This window comes from Cupriavidus sp. 8B, assembly GCF_054589115.1.
Map to the genome: position 1 here is coordinate 1 of NZ_BAAILO010000150.1, position 20,419 is coordinate 20,419.

16 protein-coding genes, 1 tRNA gene and 2 pseudogenes are annotated in these 20,419 nt (G+C 64.6%); 13 read left to right on the forward strand and 6 right to left on the reverse strand.

The window, feature by feature from the left end; genetic code table 11:
- Together ACYP5B_RS15195 and ACYP5B_RS15200 are read left to right on the forward strand one after the other, a co-directional pair.
- Positions 1 to 250, forward strand: a pseudogene (locus ACYP5B_RS15195) (transposase); the annotation flags it as partial.
- A 20-nt stretch (positions 251 to 270) separates the two neighbouring features.
- Positions 271 to 2,307: an acetoacetate--CoA ligase gene (locus tag ACYP5B_RS15200; protein ID WP_459570264.1), complete on the forward strand. Its 2,037-nt coding sequence runs from the start codon at positions 271 to 273 to the stop codon at positions 2,305 to 2,307.
- Between the two features lie 67 nt (positions 2,308 to 2,374).
- Here ACYP5B_RS15200 and ACYP5B_RS15205 read toward each other — a convergent pair whose 3' ends face one another.
- Entirely contained in the window at positions 2,375 to 3,031 is a 657-nt protein-coding gene (locus ACYP5B_RS15205) for a glutathione S-transferase family protein (protein WP_267604017.1), read from the reverse strand.
- Between the two features lie 492 nt (positions 3,032 to 3,523).
- On the opposite strand from ACYP5B_RS15205, the gene ACYP5B_RS15210 reads away from it, so the two are divergent.
- Positions 3,524 to 4,738: a polyhydroxyalkanoate depolymerase gene (locus tag ACYP5B_RS15210; protein WP_459570265.1), complete on the forward strand. Its 1,215-nt coding sequence runs from the start codon at positions 3,524 to 3,526 to the stop codon at positions 4,736 to 4,738.
- Between the two features lie 52 nt (positions 4,739 to 4,790).
- Here ACYP5B_RS15210 and ACYP5B_RS15215 read toward each other — a convergent pair whose 3' ends face one another.
- Positions 4,791 to 5,276, reverse strand: a complete 486-nt coding sequence (locus tag ACYP5B_RS15215) for a cupin domain-containing protein (RefSeq protein WP_459570266.1) — start codon at positions 5,274 to 5,276, stop codon at positions 4,791 to 4,793.
- Between the two features lie 257 nt (positions 5,277 to 5,533).
- On the opposite strand from ACYP5B_RS15215, the gene ACYP5B_RS15220 reads away from it, so the two are divergent.
- The 3 genes and pseudogenes from ACYP5B_RS15220 to ACYP5B_RS15230 all read left to right on the forward strand — a co-directional run.
- Positions 5,534 to 6,469, forward strand: coding sequence for an aldose epimerase family protein (locus tag ACYP5B_RS15220; RefSeq protein ID WP_459570267.1), 936 nt, complete (start codon positions 5,534 to 5,536; stop codon positions 6,467 to 6,469).
- A gap of 312 nt (positions 6,470 to 6,781) precedes the next feature.
- A complete protein-coding gene (locus ACYP5B_RS15225; protein WP_459570268.1) occupies positions 6,782 to 8,029 on the forward strand; it encodes an O-antigen ligase family protein in 1,248 nt (415 codons plus the stop codon).
- Positions 8,030 to 8,321: 292 nt separating this feature from the next.
- A pseudogene (locus ACYP5B_RS15230) lies at positions 8,322 to 8,858 on the forward strand (IS630 family transposase); the annotation flags it as partial.
- Between the two features lie 28 nt (positions 8,859 to 8,886).
- On the opposite strand, the gene ACYP5B_RS15235 reads toward ACYP5B_RS15230, so the two are convergent.
- Entirely contained in the window at positions 8,887 to 9,747 is an 861-nt protein-coding gene (locus ACYP5B_RS15235; protein WP_459570309.1) for a phage integrase N-terminal domain-containing protein, read from the reverse strand.
- Positions 9,748 to 10,906: 1,159 nt separating this feature from the next.
- Between ACYP5B_RS15235 and ACYP5B_RS15240 the strand changes: the two genes are divergently transcribed.
- A tRNA-Gly gene (locus tag ACYP5B_RS15240) sits at positions 10,907 to 10,981 on the forward strand.
- A 75-nt stretch (positions 10,982 to 11,056) separates the two neighbouring features.
- The gene (gene trmB, locus ACYP5B_RS15245) at positions 11,057 to 11,824 is read left to right on the forward strand and encodes a tRNA (guanosine(46)-N7)-methyltransferase TrmB (RefSeq protein ID WP_459570269.1); all 768 of its coding nucleotides are present in this window, start codon (positions 11,057 to 11,059) and stop codon (positions 11,822 to 11,824) included.
- Between the two features lie 106 nt (positions 11,825 to 11,930).
- On the opposite strand, the gene ACYP5B_RS15250 is transcribed toward trmB, so the two are convergent.
- The 3 genes from ACYP5B_RS15250 to ACYP5B_RS15260 all read right to left on the reverse strand — a co-directional run bounded on the left by ACYP5B_RS15250 (position 11,931) and on the right by ACYP5B_RS15260 (position 13,879).
- Positions 11,931 to 12,812: an undecaprenyl-diphosphate phosphatase gene (locus ACYP5B_RS15250; protein ID WP_459570270.1), complete on the reverse strand. Its 882-nt coding sequence runs from the start codon at positions 12,810 to 12,812 to the stop codon at positions 11,931 to 11,933.
- A gap of 202 nt (positions 12,813 to 13,014) precedes the next feature.
- Positions 13,015 to 13,575, reverse strand: coding sequence for a DUF1439 domain-containing protein (locus tag ACYP5B_RS15255; protein WP_459570271.1), 561 nt, complete (start codon positions 13,573 to 13,575; stop codon positions 13,015 to 13,017).
- Between the two features lie 19 nt (positions 13,576 to 13,594).
- The gene (locus tag ACYP5B_RS15260; RefSeq protein ID WP_459570272.1) at positions 13,595 to 13,879 is read right to left on the reverse strand and encodes a YkgJ family cysteine cluster protein; all 285 of its coding nucleotides are present in this window, start codon (positions 13,877 to 13,879) and stop codon (positions 13,595 to 13,597) included.
- Between the two features lie 168 nt (positions 13,880 to 14,047).
- On the opposite strand from ACYP5B_RS15260, the gene ACYP5B_RS15265 reads away from it, so the two are divergent.
- From ACYP5B_RS15265 to ACYP5B_RS15285, 5 genes are all read left to right on the forward strand, one after another.
- Entirely contained in the window at positions 14,048 to 14,833 is a 786-nt protein-coding gene (locus ACYP5B_RS15265; RefSeq protein ID WP_267604034.1) for a TetR/AcrR family transcriptional regulator, read from the forward strand.
- The gene (locus ACYP5B_RS15270; protein WP_459570273.1) at positions 14,830 to 15,954 is read left to right on the forward strand and encodes an efflux RND transporter periplasmic adaptor subunit; all 1,125 of its coding nucleotides are present in this window, start codon (positions 14,830 to 14,832) and stop codon (positions 15,952 to 15,954) included. The genes ACYP5B_RS15265 and ACYP5B_RS15270 overlap by 4 nt, the downstream gene beginning before the upstream one ends.
- 12 nt (positions 15,955 to 15,966) lie before the next feature.
- Positions 15,967 to 19,173: an efflux RND transporter permease subunit gene (locus tag ACYP5B_RS15275; RefSeq protein ID WP_459570274.1), complete on the forward strand. Its 3,207-nt coding sequence runs from the start codon at positions 15,967 to 15,969 to the stop codon at positions 19,171 to 19,173.
- A gap of 219 nt (positions 19,174 to 19,392) precedes the next feature.
- Positions 19,393 to 20,046 carry a protein-L-isoaspartate O-methyltransferase family protein gene (locus ACYP5B_RS15280; RefSeq protein WP_459570275.1) on the forward strand — a complete coding sequence of 218 codons (654 nt, stop codon included), beginning with the start codon at positions 19,393 to 19,395 and terminating at the stop codon, positions 20,044 to 20,046.
- A gap of 14 nt (positions 20,047 to 20,060) precedes the next feature.
- On the forward strand, positions 20,061 to 20,384 hold the full coding sequence (locus ACYP5B_RS15285) for a rhodanese-like domain-containing protein (RefSeq protein ID WP_267604038.1): 324 nt from the start codon (positions 20,061 to 20,063) through the stop codon (positions 20,382 to 20,384).
- Positions 20,385 to 20,419 lie beyond the last annotated feature (35 nt).

The window sequence follows — 20,419 nt, forward strand, 5'->3', positions numbered from 1 at the left end:
GCTGCAAGGCAAGCGCGAGGGCGACAAGTTTTACCGTGCCAACGGGGACGTTCTTCAGGCGGATACCAATGCAGCGCGGAACGTGCGGGACAGGATACACGACCGGGACATTACCCGGTATATGCCTCACCTCCAGGTGAAGCAGATTCTGCTCGCGCGCTCCTCCGGCGCAACTGAGCGTCAAGGGGCTTCAGTTGGGCGGCGCAAGCCGCGTCAACGAAGTGCGGATAAATCCAATGCTCAACTTTGAGCAGATTTTATGGAACAGACATGACGACCCTTGAAGAAGGGCAACTGATGTGGACGCCATCGCCGGCGTTCCGCGACGGCAGCCGCATTGCGCACTTCATGGGCTGGCTGGAGAGCGAGCGCGGCCTCGCCTTTGCCGATTACGCCGCGCTGTGGCAGTGGTCGGTGACCGACCTGGAAGCCTTCTGGGACGCCATCCGCGCCTATTTCGACCTGCGCTTCGACACCCCGCCCACGCGCGTGCTCGCCAGCGCCCAGATGCCCGGTGCGCGCTGGTTCGAAGGCGCCAGCCTCAACTATGTGCAGCAGGTGTTCCGCCATGCCGGCAGCGGCGCCGCGCGCCAGCGCACGGCCATCCGCTACGCCGGTGAATCCATCGCGGTCACCGACCTGAGCTGGGATGCGCTGGAGCAGCAGGTTGCCTCGCTGGCGCATGCCTTGCGCGGCATGGGCGTGGCGCGCGGTGACCGCGTGGTGGGCTACCTGCCGAACATTCCCGCCACCGTCGTCGCCTTCCTGGCCACCGCCAGCCTGGGCGCGACCTGGTCGGGCTGCGCGCCCGACATGGGCCAGGTCGCGGTAATCGACCGCTTCCGCCAGATTGAGCCCAAGGTGCTGATCGCAGTCGATGGCTACCGTTACGGCGGCAAGCCCTACGACCGGGCACCGGTGCTGGCCGACCTGGCCGCCGCCCTGCCCTCGCTCACGGACCTGGTGCTGGTGCCGGGCGAGCATGCCGATGCGCAGGCCGGCCCGGACGCCATCCCGCTCCCCGCCAACGTGCGCCGCCACACATGGCAGGCGGTGCTGGCGCATAGCGTGGCGCTGGCGATCGAGTCCGTGCCGTTCGACCACCCGCTGTGGATCGTCTATTCGTCAGGCACCACCGGCATGCCCAAGCCCATCGTGCATGGCCACGGCGGGATCGTCATCGAGCAGCTCAAGCTGATGGCCTTTCACAACAACCTCGGGCCGGACGACGTCTTCCATTGGTACAGCAGCAGCGGCTGGATCATGTGGAACGCGCAGATCGCAGGCCTGCTGCTGGGCAGCACCATCGCACTCTACGACGGCAATCCCGCGTGGCCCGATGGCGGTGTGCTTTGGCGCTTCGTGGACGCCGCCCGCGTCACCGCCTTTGGCGCGGGCGCGGCGTTCTTCACCGCCGGCATGAAGGCGGGGATCGAACCCGCCCGCCTGGCCGACCTTTCCCGGCTGCGCGCGCTCGGCTCGACCGGCTCGCCGCTGCCGGCCGAAGCCTATGACTGGATCTACCGCCACGTGGGCGCGGACATCTGGCTTGCGCCGATGAGCGGCGGCACCGACTTCGCCGGCTCGTTCGTGGCAGGCTGCCCGATCCTGCCGGTCTACTCGGGCGAGATGCAGTGCCGCTGCCTGGGTGCGAAAGTCGAAGCCTTCGACGAAGCGGGCAACGCGCTGGTGGGCGAAGTGGGCGAGCTGGTCTGCACGGCGCCCATGCCGTCGATGCCGCTGTTCCTCTGGGGCGACACGGACGGGCAGCGTTACCGTGACAGCTACTTCGACACCTATCCCGGCGTGTGGCGCCACGGTGACTGGATCAAGATCACCGCGCACGGCGGCGCCATCATCTACGGCCGCTCGGACGCAACCATCAACCGCCACGGCATCCGCATGGGCACCAGCGAGCTGTACCGCGTGGTGGAGGACCTGCCGGAAGTGCTCGACAGCATGGTGGTGGACCTCGAATACCTGGGGCGCGATTCGTACATGCCGCTGTTCGTGGTGCTGCGCGAGGGCATGGTCCTGGACGATGCATTGCGTGACACCATGCGCGCGCGCATCCGCTGCGCGCTGTCCTCACGCCATGTGCCCAACGAGATCCTGCAGGTGCCCGGCGTGCCGCGCACGCTGTCGGGCAAGAAGATGGAAGTGCCCATCAAGAAGCTGCTGCTGGGCCACCCGCCCGACAAGATCGCCAACCGCGACGCCATGGCCAACCCGGGAACGCTGGACTGGTACTTCGCCTACGCCGAGCGCTTTATCGCGGCGCGCGCCAGCGAATCCGCGGCGGTGTGAAACGAACAAGGGCGCACCGCGGCGCAAAACGCCGCGGTGCGCCCTCTTCCATCTCCTGGCAAGAAGGTCAGAACTCCACTTCGAGTTCGCTGATTTCGTCGGGCTCCTTCTTCGCCGCGGCAATCCATTCCTGCAACTCGGGCATGGCGAGTATCTGCTTGCAGTACTCCACCGGCGCCGGATCCAGCATCACGCCGTAGGTCACGAAGCGCGTCACCACCGGCGCGTACATCGCATCGGCCATGGTGCGCGTCGCACCAAACAGGTAGGGGCCGCCGTATTGCGTCAGGCACTCGGTCCAGATCTGCGTGATACGGTCGATGTCGGCCTGCGCGCGCGACCACACCTTGAAGCCAGGAAAATGCCCCTTCAGGTTCATCGGCAACGCCGCGCGCATGGCGGCGAAGCCCGAGTGCATCTCGCCGCAGATGGCGCGGCAATGCGCGCGCGCGGCGCGATCATCCGGCAGCAGTCCGGCCTTGGGGCGGACCTCGTTGAGATACTCGGCGATGGCCAGCGTGTCCCACACTGTCACGCCCTGATGCAGCAGGCGTGGAACGAGGATCGAAGGCGACAGCAGCAGGATTTCCGCGCGCGCCGCGGCGTCGTCGGGGGGCACCAGCACCTCCTCGAATTCCAGCCCCGCGAAGCGCACCAGCAGCCAGCCGCGCAGCGACCACGATGAATACGTCTTACTGCTGATGGTGAGTGTCGTCCTTGCCATCCCGCCTCCTTGCCACCTGGAAAAGCCGTTGCATGGCGGGCGAACCCCGTCATCTGTGTGCCAGCAGACGGTGCGCCCGTGCCTCTCGCTGCAGTGTCGCGCTATGCGTTGTGTGCTTTGTGCTAGCTGCTTCTACTATGAATTTGTACTACATCATGGCGGGAACATTAGTCCTGCTTGCGCTTACCTTGACGGGATGCAAAGGCATGCGCCGAGCCTGAAGCCGGTGTGCATCGGGTACGCCATTCCATGGTCCGGACGTGCTGCGGCCAAGGCGGCACCGGCACAGTGCGCCGCGCGGCACCAGCATGAGGCAGATGTACTGGCGAAGATCCGCGTGCGTCGTTCGCGCGCGCCGCTTGCGCCGCATACGAACCAGAACAGGTCACCCCGTTCCGCTATACGGGCAGGCCCGCAAGCCTCATGCCAACTGGAGCGGCCGTGGCACGCATATTGCGGCTGATGAGGTGAACGCATAAAAGGGGGCGAGCCATGCTGTATCAGGTGTACCAGACTTATGCGGATCTCATGCAGCCCGCATGCTGCATGGCCGACATGGTGTCGAGCACCCTTGCCGCCAACCCGCGCCTGGCAGGCAGCGAGCCGATGCGCGCCACGCGCGCGGCCTGCGACGTGCTGGCGCTGAGCCGGTTGACGCACCATCGCCCGCCCTTCGCCATCGACAGCGTGATGGTGAACGGCACACCGGTACAGGTCACGGAGGAAGTGACCGGGAGCACGCCGTTCTGCTCACTGCTGCACTTTCGCAAGCACGGCGTCTCGGGCCAGCCGCGCGTGCTGCTGGTGGCGCCGATGTCGGGCCACTTTGCCACGCTGCTGCGTGGCACCGTGCAGACCATGCTGCGCGATCACGATGTCTATATCACCGACTGGCACAACCCGCGCGACATCTCGCTGGCGCATGGCCGCTTTGGCTTTGACGAGTACGTCTACCACCTGATGGATTTCCTGCGCGCGCTTGGCGGCGGCACACACCTGATGGCGGTATGCCAGCCCACCGTGGCCGCGCTCGCCGCCGTGGCGTTGATGGCCGAGGATAGCGATCCGGCACAGCCGCCGAGCCTGATCCTGATGGCCGGCCCCATCGACGCGCGCATCAACCCGACCAAGGTCAATGAGCTCGCCACCAGCCAGCCCATCGAATGGTTCGAGCGCTCGCTCACCAGCTACGTGCCGTTTCGCTTTGCCGGCGCGATGCGTCGCGTGTATCCCGGCTTCATGCAACTGATTGCCTTCATGAGCATGAACAGCGAGCGCCACCAGCAGGCCTTCCGCGACCTCTATGATCTGCGTGCCAACGGCCAGCATGATCGCGCGGATGCCATCCAGGTGTTCTACGAAGAATACTTCGCCACCATGGACCTGACCGCTGAGTTCTATCTGGAGACCGTGAGCATGGTGTTCCAGGAATTCCTGCTGGCACAGGGCCTGCTGGACGTCGGCGGGCGCCGCGTGAACCCGCACGCGATCCACCGCACGGCACTCCTCACGGTGGAGGGCGAGCGCGACGATATCTGCGCCATCGGGCAGACCATGGCCGCGCAGGAACTGTGCGGCAGCCTGCGGCCCTATATGCGCATGCACCACGTGCAAACCGGCGTGGGGCATTACGGCGTGTTCAATGGCAAGCGCTGGGATTCGCAGGTTTATCCGCTAGTGCGCAACGCCGTCCATATGAACGCGTGATGTTGAACACACAAGGCCGAACGCATAAGGCCGCGCGGCGCGGCAAGGCGGCTTAAGCGGCGTCGTGGTCCGCCGGCCACGGCGTCACCGCCGGCACCGCGCACGGGCCCTCGACTTCGACGGTGCCAAAATCCGCTGGCCCCACGATCTCCAGGTACTCCATATCCGGCGAGTAGTCGAACAGGAAATGCGTGATGCCGGGGCGCTGGTGCACGCAATCGCCGGTCGCCACCAGCGTCTCCTTGTCCTCGTACATAAAGCGGGCCCAGCCCTTGAGCATCAGCACCACATGGAACTGCGCCTCGTGCCGGTGCCAGCCTGTGCCTTGCTCGGGCGGCTGGTTGGCCTTGACCAGCTGCACCAGCAGCTTGCCGCCGGTGGCCTCGGCGATGCCCAGGTCGCGATACAGGAAGAAATCGCGCAAACCCTGGTCGACGAAGGCGGTGTCTTGCGGGCGCACGTGGGAGAACTTCGTGGGAGAGGCGTCCTTAGCGGCATCGCCGGCGGACGCGGTGGACTTGCTGAGGGACTCGGCCATGACAAGCTCCTTTCGCTGGGGGACACGCTCTGCGCTGCGACGCAACATTCACGCCAGCGCCCGGCCTGCCCACGGCAGCACCGGAAGCGGCGAGAACCGATCCGAATGTGGCGCGCCGATCGCTGCGCAAGGCGCACGCCGGATGATCGCCCGACGCTTCTGCACTCGTCGAGGGCGCTGGCGGGCACCGGGCCGGTGCCGCGGCACGGCGCGTTGACGGCTATCATGCAGCGATGTCCACTCCCGCCGTAACTTGCATGCCGCCTCTCAATTCTATGCATTTCCAAGGCCAGGAACTGATCCGGGTCGGAGACGATTCCAGTTTCTTGCTGCTCGCCCCGGAGTTTGGCGCCCGCCTGGTGCGCTGGGTGCATCGCGGCGAGGACATCCTTTACTGGCCGGAGAACGCCGACTGGTCCCAGCTCGCCCGCGTGCGAGGCGGCAACCCAATCTTGTTCCCCTTTATTGCCAGGCACTTCGTCGACGGCGTGCCCGGCGCATGGAAAGACGCCAGCGGCACCGTGCGGGCGCTGCCGGTCCACGGCTTCGCACGCGACCTGCCCTTCGCGGTCAAGCAGTTTGAGGCGGGACGCAGCCTGACCATGACGTTGCAAGCGTCGGACGCAACGCGCGCGGCCTACCCCTTCGAGTTCCTGTTCGAGGTCACCTACCGGCTGCTCGACGACGGCCTCGAAGCCACGTTGCGCACGAGCAATGCCGGCGAGCAGGCGCTGCCTTACTACGCTGGCCATCACTTCTACTTCCCGCTTGCCCACCAGGCGCGCGCCGCTTCCACGCTGGCCATGCCGGCCGCGCAACGGATGCGCCAGCGCCCCGACGGCTCGCTGGAGTTGAACGGCCAAGGCGCCGAGACCTATCGGCTCGACGACCCACGCCTGCAAGACACCTTTCACGTACTGCAGGCACAGGCTGCAGCGCCGCGCAACTGCACGCTGGCCACGCCGCCCGATGCCACCGCCCCGCATGGCCGCAAGCTGGTGATCGAGCTGGATACGCCGGGCAGCACGCCGTGGTTCGCGGTCACCACCTGGTCGGAGCGCGCCGACTCCGACTTCTACTGCGTGGAACCCTGGCTCGGCCTGCCCAACGCCATCCACCACGGCACAGGGTTGCGCTGGCTCGCGCCAGGCCGGGAAGAAGCGGCGGTCTGCCGGCTGCGGCTGGCTCAATAGGGTCAAGCGCGCTATCGAGTTTTCCCGGACGCTTCGGCAGAGCGCGGCTCGGTCACGCGGGAGCCGCGTCGGACAGTGGACAAGCCATTTCCCGACGCGATCCTCGATGCTGGCCCCATTCGCGGTAGATGCCCTCTAGGCGCCGGGTGTTCTGTCTATCAGAACTTGCTGGCCTGCATCCTGAAGCTTGGCGCGGCGGTTCGACCTGTGGCTCGCAGCTCCCCGGCCCCCTGGGGCCACCTGCGATCCTATCCACTATAATCGCGCGGTCGCGACGGGGGTTCCGCCGCTATTGAGAGTCAAGCAGAGTTTATGACGTTTCGAGCAACGAAGCTGGCTACCTTTGCCAGCGCCCTGGTTCTGGCATTTCCAATTCTTCTTCTCTGTGTGCCACGTGGTTCAGGGATCTTTCTGGCCGCGGTGGTAGTGCTAGCGTTATGCGGCGGCCACCGAATGGCCAAGACCTGGGGGACATACCGTGATCTGCTCAATCCCTTGAGCCTGGCCATTCTGGCCCTGATGGTCGTCTACCTGGGATCAAAGCTGTACTTCGGCGTGCCGTGGAACGTCATCGACAACCCGTCAAGAATTCTACTTGCCCTACTGGCCTGCGTGGTGTTCATGCGCACGGTCCCGGATCCCACCGCAATCTGGCGTGGGATCACCATCGCACTGGTAGCTAGTCTCGCAATCGTCGCCATTCAGCACTACACGCTAGGCGAGGAACGACCGTCCGCGTGGACACAGGCCATTGCGTTCGCCAACATGGTCGCCGCGCTTGGTTTAGTCGGCTTTGCTCGACCGGGCACCAGTCGTTGCGCGCACGCGTTGGCCTGGGTGAACCTTGTGCTTGCAGCGATGATCCTGTTCTTGAACGGGACACGAGGGGCAACGCTCGCCATGCTTCTCACCGCGCTTCCACTGCTCTTTGTCCGGTACCGCGGACTGAGCGCTGCAAGGTTCTTTGCTGCAATAGCGCTTTTTGCAGCGTTGGGCGTTGGCGCCTATCTGATTCCTGGCGGTCCTGTAGCGCAGAAAATTGATCAGGTGCGCAACGAGGTCGGGCAGTTCGAGAAAGGGGATGTGGAAACATCCGCCGGCGCGCGCCTGGAGGTATGGAGAATCGCGGCAAAGTCGATCACCACGCACCCTTGGATGGGCGTAGGCGTTGGGCAGTTTGCCCGAATCCTGCATGCATCTGACTTCTGCAAGAGCACCAAGTCCGCGGCCTGCAATCTGGAGCACGCTCACAACGACGTGGTGGAGGCTGCCGCAACCACCGGCCTACCCGGCATGCTCGCGCTGCTGGGTATATTCCTTATTCCTGCAGTCCTGTTTCTACGGACGTTGCGCGCATGCCGCAGCAATGACAACGCGCTCGGCGTCAGCCTCAGTGGGGCTGGCCTTGGCGTCGTGATGGCAAGTTTGATCAGCGGCCTGACGCAAGTGACGATGGCGCATCAGGCGAACATCGTCTTCTACGCCGGCATTATTGGGCTGTTGCTCGGTCTAGCCGGGGTGCAAGCAAAGCTTCCACGCACCGCCAAGGCAAATGCCTGAGGAAGCCCTGTTCAACGACTTGCCAATCAACGGCCGGACGCGGAAACATGAAAGGCATCGGAAACAATGCTAGAACCCGCCTCCAGCAAGCCTTAGCGGGCGTCGTATAATGGCCATTACCTTAACTTCCCAAGCCGCAACGGCCTGACCAAACCCACTGTTCATGCGGGTTTCATACGCGAGTTCTCGCGGCTGACCATTTTTCCCCACCAAATCTGCGTATCTTGGCGCGATGCAAGTTTCGGCGCCACCTTGTTCTGAAGAAAGCTAATATCCTACCGATCGCTGTATAACCGGTGTTCAGACGCTGAATCGCAAAGATCCCGTGCTGCCACTTTTCGCCAGGTCGGGCTGAGCGCCATGGTTTCGAATACTACCGGCATGGCACGTTATCGCTCCATGCGGCATTCAACACGAGAACGGGTGAAGTGCTTGGCAAGACGGCTGCGAGGCACACCTCTGCAGAGTTCGTCGCGTTTCTGACTGACATCGTGGCCAATCAGCCTCGCGGTAAAGAGATCCATGTCATTGCCGACAACCTCTCCGCCCACAAGAGCAAGCTGGTTGAAGCATTCTTGGCCGACCACACCAACGTGCATATGCATTTCACTCCAACGTATTCGTCATGAATCAATCAGGTGGAACTGAGGTTCGCCAAGATCGAGCGAGATGTCATCGCCCCGCGGCATCTTTACCTCTGTGAGCGATCTCAAACGAAAGCTCATGCGCTATTTACCGCCACTACAACAAACAGCCCAAACCTGTGAAGTGGAAGAACTTCGATTCCGCTCGTCGAATTACTCCCAGTTCAAACCTTACGGCCCACTAGTAGCATCGAGCAAGGCCACGACAACGCGTTAGCGGCCTAGATAAACGGCTGTAATCTCCTCGCGATTGTGGCCCAACTCGGCAGACACCTGGAGCCGTGCTGCACGATCCACGGCCCGCTGCTGCGGCGTGAACTGTGCTGACACCGGACCACCCGCGGCAGGAGCAAGCCAGCCGGTGAGCTGGTGGTAACGCTGCTGGGCATACTCATGCCGAAGGCCATGTAACTTAGACATGCCAGCCTTCTCGACAGCCCAGACATAGCGGTGGAGCTGGTCGACGTACTTGAGATTCTTCGGGATCATGGAGCCACTTCCACAGAGCGCTACCGCACGCGCAAGCACAGCCCGCTGATGCTCATTCGTGACAGGCACAGCACGTGCCCGGCCGCCCTTACACCAAGTCGGCTTGAGCTGAATCTCCCGTACTACATCCGGCGTCAGGCCTGCCAGCGCAAACCTCGGCTGAAACTTGAGACACTCCTCTCGGCGCAACCCAAAGGCCTGCTGCAACTCGACAGAACAGCGCAGGCGCTCATCGGTAATTTTCTCGATATCACCCGAAGCCAGCACCAGTGCCTTCGAAACGTTGGTCACATACCGGCGCCTGCCAATGCCCAGCTCGCCATTGGTGCGCGGGACGCAATTCTGCTTGCCGACCTTCTCTGCCCACCACCGCACATGTGACATACGGTTCTTCATGGTGCCCAGAGCAATGCCGGAGGCCTGCCAACGATTGACCAGCGCGGCAACATGCTTTGGCTTCAACCCGGTAGCAGGAAGCGTTCGGAAGCCCATGTCCTTGAGGTCATGAGCCACCTGCGCGAGGACTTCCCTGCGGGCCGCCTGGGTCGCATACGAGCCATCCCGATTGCGCTCAACCATGCGCATCAGGTCCACAAAAATATCGATCTTCACAGGGTCCTCACTTGGTCAGTGTTAACTGCGGCTGGCTAAACCAGCCCTGGCACCGCGACCCTCGGGTACGCGGTACGGGTACAGCGAACAGCTTCGGCACCACCAGCGGGCCGGTGCGTCCCGTCAGGCACACACAGACGTTCTGGCGACAACATGCCGGGACTACGTGAGGTGGAGCGCTACAACAGCGTCGATGTCGGGGGCTGAGGCGGCAAGTAGCAACATTGCTCCAGCCACATCTCGCCCGGGCCAGCCGGACCTTCTTCGTACCATCGTCATCGATGTCCAGCTTCACGAACTGACCATCGCACTAGGTACAGGCTATCCCCCACGTCCACCTTCATCACCTTCCCCAACTGGCAACGGTTGGGTTCCGTTGGTTGGATGTCTGCTTTGAGAGTGCAGACGAACTCGCCGGATACAGTCCGGCCTTGCTCAGGCTGTCCTGAGGACATCACTAGGGAGAAGGGCCTGGAACCCCTTATCAACGCTGCTGATTTACGGCCACAGCGAAATGGCAAGAGTGGACGTGAGTACAAGGGCATGCAAAACCCTTCGGCTACGATTCGGGAAAGTTGCGGAGGAGGTAGAAGACAGGAAAACGGGAGGGATACCCGCAGCGACGCTACGGGGATCATTGCAGGCGGGGGATGAGAGCTGGACGGACTTAGATAGCCCGCCCGGATGGCCCAAAAAATGGATGGACGGTGGCTAAGGGAAGCACTTACGGTGCCAAAGCGCCCAAGCCCATGAGCCGCATCCTGTCGTGGCGCGTAACGCCAATGTCGATGTCAATGCCGCTAAAGCGGCGATAAGTGCTGACAGAATAATCTGTAGAATTCAATTTGACAAGGTTGCCAGCGCTCCATGGCCCCTCACCTTAGTTCAGGCGTGTTTCTTGAACTGCCATGCGCTACGCCCCAGTCCGTCGGCCATTATGCCGTACACGGCATATTTGCTTTTGGCGATTGGGCCTCTTGCAGCCTATTGCAGTCGCAGGTTTGACCTTTCCGTCGTCGCCGGCGAAGCTAGCGCATCCAGCACGAATTGTAGAAGTGGATACACTTTTCACCCCACTAGCCACCGAAGCACCTTGCACTTCCCCCAAGTTCCCGCATAGAATTGCGGATTCGCGGGCGTCGTATAATGGCCATTACCTTAGCTTCCCAAGCTAAAGACGTGGGTTCGATTCCCATCGCCCGCTCCACCTCGGATTGAGACGAGCCGCCTTCGCCACTGGTCGCATGCCCGATCAGGATCGCCCGGCGGCTTTTTTGTTGCCATGCTCCCCCAAGACCCCAGTTCCGACCCGACGCCAGCCGACGACGCTGACAACGCGCCCGCCAAGGCTGCCGACGGCAGCGACGTGGCGCATCCGCGCCGTATCCGTTCCTTCGTGCGCCGCGCGGGACGAACCTCCACCGGCCAGCAGCGTGCCATCGATGACCTGGGGCCGCGCTATATCCTGCCCTATGCACCGCAGCCGCTTGATTGGGAGGCCTCGTTTGGCCGCGCGGCGCCGGCGATCCTCGAGATCGGGTTCGGCATGGGCGAGACCACCGCGCATATCGCGCAACTGCGCCCCCAGGACAACTTCCTGGGTTGCGAGGTGCATGAGCCCGGCGTGGGCGCCCTGCTCAAGCTGCTGGGCGAGCGCGAAATCGGCAATGTGCGGATCATGCCGCATGACGCCGTAGAGGTCATCGCGCATATGCTGACGGAATCCTGCCTGGACGGCGTGCATATCTTCTTCCCGGACCCGTGGCACAAGAAGCGCCACAACAAGCGGCGCCTGGTGCAGCCGCCGCTGGTCAAGCTGCTGGCCAACCGCCTCAAGCCTGGCGGCTACCTGCACTGCGCGACCGACTGGGAAGAATATGCCCATCAGATGGTGGAAGTGCTGTCAGGCGAGCCCGCCCTGGCCAACACCTCGGACGCCGCCGACGGCTTTGCGCCGCGGCCGGACTACCGCCCGGTGACCAAGTTCGAACGCCGCGGTGTGCGGCTGGGGCATGGCGTGTGGGACGTGGTGTTCCGCAAGCGGGCCTGAACGCAAAGGCCGCGCCGAGAGCCGGCGCACATGAAAAAAGCGTGGCCTGGAGCCACGCTTTTTTTATTCCTGCGGCAGTCGCAGGCTCTATCCAACACTACCACCTTCAGGCATGCCAGGCGATCAGCCCCGAGTACGCGGTCGCCAGCACAACGATGCCGAAGATGATCCGGTACCAGGCAAACGGCTTGAAGTCATGGGTGGCGACAAAGCGCAGCAGCCAGCGCACGCACAGGAAGGCGGACAGAAAGGCAAAGACGAAGCCGATGCCGAAGATGCCCAGGTCGTCGGCGGACAGCAGCGCGCGGGACTTGTACAGCTCGTAGACGGTGGCGCCGAAGATCACCGGGATCGCCAGGAAGAAGGAGAACTCGGTGGCCACCTGGCGCGACAGCCCGAACAGCATGCCGCCGATGATGGTGGCGCCGGAGCGCGAGGTGCCCGGGATCAGCGCGAAACACTGCGCCAGCCCGACCTTGATCGCATCGCGCCAGTGCAGGTCGTCGACCGACTCGATGCGCGGTGCGCCGGCCTTGGCGGCCTCCAGCAGCGCATTGCCTTGCGGGTGGGAGACCTGGCCGCGATGGCTTTCCCGCCATTCGGCCCACAAGATCACCACACCGCCAATGATAAACGCGGTGGCCACGGTGATCGGGTTGAACAAGTGGGCCTTGATCCACTTGCCGAATACAAGCGCCAGCACGATCGCCGGCACGGTGGCCACGATCACGTTGATGGCAAAGCGCCGGGCCTTTTCATCGGTGGCCAGTCCGCCCACCACTGTGGCGATGCGGTGGCGGAACTCCCAGCAAACCGCCAGGATGGCGCCGAACTGGATCACGATCTCGAAGATCTTGCCTTTTTCATCATTGAAGTCGAGCAGCTGGCCGGCGAGGATCAGGTGGCCCGTGCTGGAGATGGGCAGGAACTCGGTCAGTCCTTCGACGATGCCGAGGATCACGGCTTTCAGGGCGAGGGCAATATCCATGCTGATTGGAATGAGTGGAATGCTGAATGGAGGAGCAAAGGAAAAGCCAAGGACAGGCCGAGGACAAGCGAGCAAAAAGGAAACGAACAACCGTCAGCCCTATGCCATCAGCCACGCACCAGGCGCCAGGAATCACGACTATCCACCACGACCATGACACCGGAGTGGCTGTGCAAAGCGCATGCCTGCGCGTGGCGCGTCATCAAGGACGATTGATCTTGACGTTGATCCCGTTGGGCAAAACGGTGATTGTACCGGGTTCGACACTGGCGCCGGCGAGGCGCAGCTCGTCGGGACGGAAGGTGTAGAGCGGATAGCCCTGCAACAACTGCTCCGCAAGGATGCCGCCGAGCGCATTGAGCTGGCGCGTGAATTGAGGCGGCAAGCCTTTGACGTCGAACTGCTGGACCTGCGGATCCTGCAGCACCACTGCGCGGCTGGCCGGGTCGTAGCGCAGGCCGCTGTCCAGCGCGAAGCGGCCTGCCAGCGGCTCGCCGAAGAACAGGCGGTTGTTCACGGTGGCGTCGAACTGCACGTTGACGCGGTTGCGGCTGGGATCGAGCGTGAGCTGCGGGTTGGCGAGCTGGATGTCGAACAGCTCCATGTAGCGTTTGTTGAACGGAAACTTGCGCTCCAGGGCCGATTGCAGCTGGCTCTGCGAGAAGGTGTAGTCGTTGCCCATCATGCCGCAGCCGGCCAGTGCCGCGGCCAGCGCGGCGACTGCGCTTGCTGCCAGCCAACGCCGGCGAGTGATCATGATCATCTGTTTGTTCCTTGCGGGTTCAGGCGGAGCGGCCAGGCGCGGTGGCAACCTCGAGCTGCGTCAGCCAGGCCAGCGCGTGCCCGCGGGTTTCGCCGCACATGTCGGCAGAGGGCTTGAGCCCGGCGCAAAATGCCGGCCGCGTGGGCTCGCCAAAAATCGCGCAGCGCCGGTCGGGCAGCAACTGCACACAGGGTACGCCGGCCGGCTTGCCGCCGGGCATGCCGGGAATCGGCGAGGTGATGGAGGGCGCGGTGCAACAAGCGCCACAATCGGGCCGGCAGGAGAGTTCAGACTGATGGGACATGGCAAAGGTTCAGGCGCGGACGACGCCCGGCAGCCCGTATTGTGCCCCAAGCCGTGCGGCCCTCCCCGCGCTTGACCGCCGGATTCCGCTCCACTACATTACTGACCCAAGAGTTATTAATTAGCAAATCTCGCGGCGCGCCCGCCCGCAGAGGTGCGCAGCGCCCCAGTGAAAAATCCTCCAGGCCAGAATCAGGAATCCGCGAACACCAAACGCTGGGCTCGCCGCAAGGCAGCGCGCCCACAGGAACTGGTGGCTGCCGCACTCGATCTCTTCGTCGAACGCGGCTATGCGGCCACCCGGCTGGAAGATGTCGCTGCCGCGGCTGGCGTGTCCAAGGGCACGGTGTATTTGTACTTCGCTAATAAGGAAGAGCTGTTCAAGACGGTAGTGCGTGAAAACCTGGTGCCGACCCTGACCAGGGGCATCGACCTGGTGGAGAACTACCAGGGCTCGACGCCGGAGTTGCTCAGGGAATTGCTGCGCGGCTGGTGGGGCCTGGTCGGGGCCACGCCGGTAGCCGGCCTGACCAAGCTGATCATGGCCGAATCCAGCCATTTTCCTGACATTGCCCAGTTCTACCATGAGGAAGTGGTGCTGCCGGGAGATGAGTTGTTCGCGCGCGTGCTCAAGCGCGGTGTGGCGCGTGGCGAGCTGCGAGACATGCCGGCCAACCCGACCACAACGCTGATCTGCGCGCCGCTGATGTTCCTGATGCTGTGGCAGCGTGCGTTCAGCGCGTCGTCGCGCATCGAGATCGACCCCGAGGCGTTCCTCGACAACCTGCTTCAGATGTTGCTGTTCGGCCTGACCACCGGCGCGGCGCGCGATACGCCGCTGCCACCTAAGGTCGGCCCCTACGTCTGGGAACAGATACAACAAGAAGCCCTGGCACAAGCGCAGGGGCAGCAGGCCGCGCGGGAGACCCCGGCGCAGCCGCCGGAGACAGCATGACCCGACGCAAGAAAATCCTGATCGCCGCGGTCGCCACCATCGCGGTGATTGCCGTGCTCAGCGCCGCTGCCGCCGTGCGCAAGGCGAGCAACGGCAAGCACGGCGCTGCCCCGGCTGCCAGGGCGCCCGAGTTGGTGGAGTTCCTGCAATCCGACCTGGTCGATGCCACCACGCAAGACTTGCGCGTGTCGCTGCCGCTCTCGGGCGGGCTGCGGGCGCTCAACCAGGCCTCGGTCAAGGCCAAGGTCTCGGGCGAGGTGCAGCAGGTGCTGGTGCGCGAGGGCGAAGCCGTGCGCGCCGGCCAGGTCATCGTGCGCATCGATGCGACCGAGTACCAGGCCAAGGTGGCGCAGGCGCGCGGGCAGATGCTGGCGGCGCGCGGCCAGTACGAGAATTCCAGGCAGACCTTCGAGCGCAACCGCGACCTTGTGGCCAAGGGCTTTATCTCCAAGACCGCCTTCGACAGCTTCCAGAGCAACCTGGACGTGGCGCACGCCAATCTCGACGCCGCCCAAGGCGGCCTTGAAGTCGCGCAGAAAGCGCTCGCCGACACCATCGTCAAATCGCCGCTGGATGGCCTGGTGGCCGCACGCGCGGTGCAGCCGGGCGAGAAGGTCTCGCCCGACACGCGCCTGATCGACGTGGTCGACCTGCGCGCGCTGGAACTCGAGGCGCCGATCCCCATGGCGGATGTGGCTCGCGCTGCCATCGGCCAGGCCGTGCAGCTCGATGTGGAAGGCAGCGGCCGCTTCGAGGGCAAGCTGGTGCGCATCAACCCGGCGGTAAGCCAGGGCACGCGCAGCATCATGGTCTATGTGCGGGTGGACAATCCCGAGGCGCGCCTGCGCGCGGGCATGTTCGCCCAGGGCGCGCTGGTGCTCGGCCACCACGCCGGCGTGGTGGCGGTGCCGGCCACGGCGGTGCGCAGCGATGGCGAGCGCGCCTTCGTCTACAGCGTGGAGAATGACGTGCTGGCGGAACGCCAGGTCCAGCTTGGCATCCGCGACGATGCGAGCGGGCTGGTGGAAATCACCAGCGGGCTGGCCGCCGGTGCCAAGGTGGTGCGCAACAACCTCGGCACCCTTCGCGCGGGCAGCCGCGTCAAGCTGGTCAAGGCGTAGGAGCCCCCGCCCATGTGGTTCACCCGCCTGTCCATCCACAACCCGGTGCTGGCCACCATGATGATGATGGCCTTCATCGTGATCGGCCTGTTCTCCTACCAGCGCCTGCCGGTTGACCAGTTCCCGGACATCACCTTCCCCATCGTCGTGGTGCAGACCGAGTACCCCGGCGCCGCGCCGGAATCGGTGGAGTCCGACGTCACCCGCAAGATCGAGGAAATCGTCAATACCATCTCCGGCATCGACGAGATCTTCTCGCACTCCTACCAGGGCACCTCGGTGGTGGTGATCAAGTTCGATCTCTCCGTCGATGTGGGCCAGGCCGCGCAGGACGTGCGAGACAAGATCGCGCTGATCCGCCCGCAGTTCCGCGACGAGGTGAAAGACCCGCGCGTGCTGCGCTACGACCCGTCGGACGCGCCGGTGTTCTACCTGTCCGTGTCGAACGCGCCGGGCGCGCAGCGCACGCAGCGCGAGCTGACCACCATCGCCGACCAGATCGTGCGCAAGCGGCTGGAGACCGTGCGCGGCGTGGGCGCCATCAGCCTCGTTGGCGGCACCAAGCGCGAGGTCGAGATCCGCATCCGCCCCGCCCAGCTGGAGGCGCTCGGCATCGGCGTGAACCAGGTGATGGACGCCATCCGCAACGAGAACCAGGAACTGCCCGCGGGCGAGCTGCGCTCCACCTCCACCGAGACGGTGGTGCAGATCAAGGGCCGCGTCATCACGCCGGATGCCTTCCGCCACATCATCGTGGCGCGCCGCGCGGGCCAGCCGGTCACGCTGGAGCAGGTCGCCGACGTGCGCGACGGCGAGGAGGAGCAGGAAAGCCTGGCGATGCTGGACGGCAAGCGTGCGCTGTTCCTGGCGGTGGTGAAGGCACAGGGCCAGAACACGGTCGACACCGTCGATGGCCTGATCAAGATGACCGACGAGGTGCGCAAGCTGGTGCCCGCAGGCGTGAAACTCACCGTGGTCAACGACGCGGCACGCGGCATCCGCAGCAGCGTCAAGGAAGTCCGCTCCACCCTGCTCGAAGGCGCCTTCCTGACGGTGGCCATCGTCTTCCTGTTCCTCGGCTCATGGCGCAGCACGGTCATCACGGGGCTGACCTTGCCGATCGCGCTGATCGGCACGTTCGGCGTAATGTATATGTTCGGCTTCACGCTCAACGTGATCACGCTGATGGCGCTGTCGCTGTGCGTGGGCCTGTTGATCGACGACGCCATCGTGGTGCGCGAGAACATCGTGCGGCACAACCTGATGGGCAAGGACCATCGCACGGCGGCGCTCGACGGCACCAACGAGATCGGGCTGGCGGTGCTGGCCACCACCTTCTCCATCGTGGCCGTGTTCCTGCCGGTGGGCTTCATGGGCGGCATCATCGGCCGCTTCTTCCACCAGTTCGGCGTGACGGTGGTGGCGGCGGTGCTGATCTCCATGTTCGTCTCGTTCACCCTGGACCCGATGCTGTCCTCGGTCTGGCACGACCCCGACCTGCACGGCACCGGCAACAAGAAAAGCCTGTACGGCCGCACCGTGGGCCGCATGCTGGACTGGTTCTCGGCGCGCATGGATGCGCTCGGCCACGGCTATGGCTCGATGCTGGGCTGGGCGCTCAAGCACCGGCTGGCCACCGCCATCATCGCGGCGGTGACGTTCTTCGGCAGCTTTGCGCTGGTGCCGCTGATCGGCACCGAGTTCGTGCCTGCCGCCGACCTCGGCGAAACGCAGGTGGGCTTCACCACGCCGGTGGGCACATCGCTTGCAGTTACCGAAGCCAAGGTCAGGCAGGTGCAGGCCGCGCTCAAGGCCTTCCCCGAGGTGGCCTACACCTACGCCACCATCAACTCGGGCAATACCTCCGGGCGCAACAACGCGCTGGTGTCGGTGCGCCTGACCGAGCGCCGCGCGCGCAAGCTCACCACCAAGCAGCTCAACCCCATGATCCGCGAGCGCATGTCCGCCATCGCCGGCATCACGCTGACCATGGTCGGCATGCCGGACGGCGCCGGCGGACAGAAGGCGCTGCAGGTATCGATCCAGGGCGACGACCTGGAAACGCTGCGGCGCCTGTCGCTGGAAGCCAGCCGGCGCATGGCCGAGGTGCGCGGCCTGACCGACCTCGACTCCAGCATGAAGGACGACCGCCCCACGGTGGAAGTGCGCATCCGCCGCGAGCTGGCATCCGACCTGGGCGTGGGCATCGTGCAGATCGGCAACGCGCTGCGCCCGCTGCTGGCCGGCGACGCCATCAGCTCATGGCGCGCGCCCGACGACCAGAACTATGACGTACGCGTGCGCCTGCCCAAGGACGCCCGCACCGGCATGGCCGACCTGAGCGCGCTGATGATCGCCAGCAGCCAGAACAACACGGATGGCTCGCCGCGCATGGTGCCGCTGCGCCAGATCGCCGAGCTGGTGCCCACCACCGGCGCCAACCAGATCAGCCGGCGCGACCTCTCCCGCGAAGTGGAGCTGACCGCCAATACCGCGGGCCGCTCGCAGGGCGAGGTGGCGCGCGAGGTCAAGGCGGCGCTGGACGGGATGAACTGGCCTGCCGGCTACAAGTACCGCTTCGGCGGCTCCACCAAGTCGATGAACGAATCGTTCGGCTTCGCGGTGTCGGCGCTGGCGCTGGCGGTGATCTTCATCTACATGATCCTGGCCTCGCAGTTCACCAGCTTCTTCCAGCCGATCGCCATCATGACCTCGCTGCCGCTCACGCTGGTGGGCGTGTTCGCCGCGCTGCTGCTGTTCCGCTCCACGCTGAACATGTTCTCCATCATCGGCTTCATCATGCTGATGGGGCTGGTGACCAAGAACGCCATCCTGCTGGTGGATTTCGCCAACCAGGCCCGGCGCGGCGCCGACGGACAGCCGCCGATGTCGCGCGAGGCCGCGCTGATCGCAGCCGCGCGCGTGCGGCTGCGGCCGATCCTGATGACCACGCTGGCCATGATCTTCGGCATGGTGCCGCTGGCCTTCAGCCTGGGCGAAGGCGCCGAGCAACGCGCACCGATGGGCCAGACGGTGATCGGCGGCATCATCACCTCGTCGATCCTGACCCTGGTGGTAGTGCCGGTGATCTATACGTACCTCGACGACTTCAGCGCGTGGCTGGGCCGCAAGTGGCGCGGCAAGCAAGCCGTGGCGACTCCCGCCACCGCGCCCGAAGCCGGCGGCACAGCGGCGCACAAGCCAGCAAGCGCGGAATGAGGCAAGCCGCCCCAAAAGCCCTGAGAAAGCCGGGAGCCAGCCCGGAATGGCGCAGCCATGGCCGGACTGCGGCATCGAGGCCACAACCTGGGCGACGCGCTTGGGCAAGTGTCTTGGCGCGGGGTTAAAATGTCAGGTTTGACGGATTTCCCCGGCCCCTGGCACCGCGCGGCCGGAACTCTGAACTGATTAGCGGTTGGCATTGGAAGGAATGGCAAGATGGACCTCGAGAAAGCCCGATTCAATATGATCGAACAGCAAATCCGCCCCTGGGATGTGCTGGATCAGGAAATCCTGGACCTGCTGGCGGTAGTCAAGCGGGAACAGTTCGTGCCGCAGGCCTACGCCGCGCTGGCCTTCGTCGACATGGAAATCCCGCTGCCGGGCGGCCAGAACATGCTGGCCCCGCGCGTGGAAGCCCGCATCCTGCAGGACCTGGCCGTGCGCAAGCATGAGCAAGTGCTGGAAATCGGCGCCGGCTCCGGTTACATGGCCGCCCTGCTCGCTCACCGCGCGCGCCACGTGCTGACCGTGGACATCCTGCCGGAACTGGCAGAGCTGGCCCGCAAAAACCTGGCCGACGCCGGCATGACCAATGTCGACGTGGCCCAAGGCAATGCCGCCACCGGCTGGGCCGCGAGCGCCCCGTACGACGTGATCTGCATTTCCGGCGCGCTGCCCTCGGTGCCCGCGTCCATCCTGTCGCAAGTCAAGGTTGGCGGGCGCATCGCCGCCTTCGTCGGCGCGCTGCCGGCCATGGAAGCGCAGATCATCACGCGCGTCAGCGAGACCGAGTACAAGACCCTCAACCTGTTCGAGACCGCCGTCACGCCGCTGATGGGCGCCGAGCAGCCCTCGCGCTTCCAATTCTGAGCGGGAAACAAGACATGCAGGTAATCAACGCCCCCGAACTGATGCACTGGCTGGCGGATGCCAGCCGGCCGCAGCCGGTATTGCTCGACGTACGCGAAGGCTGGGAGGTGCAGACCTGCGCCATGCCCGGCATCACGCATATCCCGATGGGCCAGATCCCGGCACGCGCCGGCGAGCTCGACGAAGACGCCGACATTGTCTGCATCTGCCATCACGGCGCGCGCAGCATGCAGGTGGCAAGCTTCCTCGAGCGCCAAGGCTTTGCCAAGGTCTATAACCTGACGGGCGGCGTCCACGCGTGGGCCGAGCAGGTCGACCCGGCAATGCCGAAGTACTGAGCACCACGATCACGAACAGCACTACCAGCATCACC

What these genes read in the sequence shown, in the direction of transcription:
- ACYP5B_RS15200 (WP_459570264.1), top strand. Translation starts at nt 271, where the DNA reads ATGACGACCCTTGAAGAAGGGCAACTGATGTGGACGCCATCGCCGGCG.
- ACYP5B_RS15205 (WP_267604017.1), bottom strand. Translation starts at nt 3,031, where the DNA reads ATGGCAAGGACGACACTCACCATCAGCAGTAAGACGTATTCATCGTGG.
- ACYP5B_RS15210 (WP_459570265.1), top strand. Translation starts at nt 3,524, where the DNA reads ATGCTGTATCAGGTGTACCAGACTTATGCGGATCTCATGCAGCCCGCA.
- ACYP5B_RS15215 (WP_459570266.1), bottom strand. Translation starts at nt 5,276, where the DNA reads ATGGCCGAGTCCCTCAGCAAGTCCACCGCGTCCGCCGGCGATGCCGCT.
- ACYP5B_RS15220 (WP_459570267.1), top strand. Translation starts at nt 5,534, where the DNA reads ATGCCGCCTCTCAATTCTATGCATTTCCAAGGCCAGGAACTGATCCGG.
- ACYP5B_RS15225 (WP_459570268.1), top strand. Translation starts at nt 6,782, where the DNA reads ATGACGTTTCGAGCAACGAAGCTGGCTACCTTTGCCAGCGCCCTGGTT.
- ACYP5B_RS15235 (WP_459570309.1), bottom strand. Translation starts at nt 9,747, where the DNA reads ATGCGCATGGTTGAGCGCAATCGGGATGGCTCGTATGCGACCCAGGCG.
- trmB (WP_459570269.1), top strand. Translation starts at nt 11,057, where the DNA reads ATGCTCCCCCAAGACCCCAGTTCCGACCCGACGCCAGCCGACGACGCT.
- ACYP5B_RS15250 (WP_459570270.1), bottom strand. Translation starts at nt 12,812, where the DNA reads ATGGATATTGCCCTCGCCCTGAAAGCCGTGATCCTCGGCATCGTCGAA.
- ACYP5B_RS15255 (WP_459570271.1), bottom strand. Translation starts at nt 13,575, where the DNA reads ATGATCATGATCACTCGCCGGCGTTGGCTGGCAGCAAGCGCAGTCGCC.
- ACYP5B_RS15260 (WP_459570272.1), bottom strand. Translation starts at nt 13,879, where the DNA reads ATGTCCCATCAGTCTGAACTCTCCTGCCGGCCCGATTGTGGCGCTTGT.
- ACYP5B_RS15270 (WP_459570273.1), top strand. Translation starts at nt 14,830, where the DNA reads ATGACCCGACGCAAGAAAATCCTGATCGCCGCGGTCGCCACCATCGCG.
- ACYP5B_RS15275 (WP_459570274.1), top strand. Translation starts at nt 15,967, where the DNA reads ATGTGGTTCACCCGCCTGTCCATCCACAACCCGGTGCTGGCCACCATG.
- ACYP5B_RS15280 (WP_459570275.1), top strand. Translation starts at nt 19,393, where the DNA reads ATGGACCTCGAGAAAGCCCGATTCAATATGATCGAACAGCAAATCCGC.
- ACYP5B_RS15285 (WP_267604038.1), top strand. Translation starts at nt 20,061, where the DNA reads ATGCAGGTAATCAACGCCCCCGAACTGATGCACTGGCTGGCGGATGCC.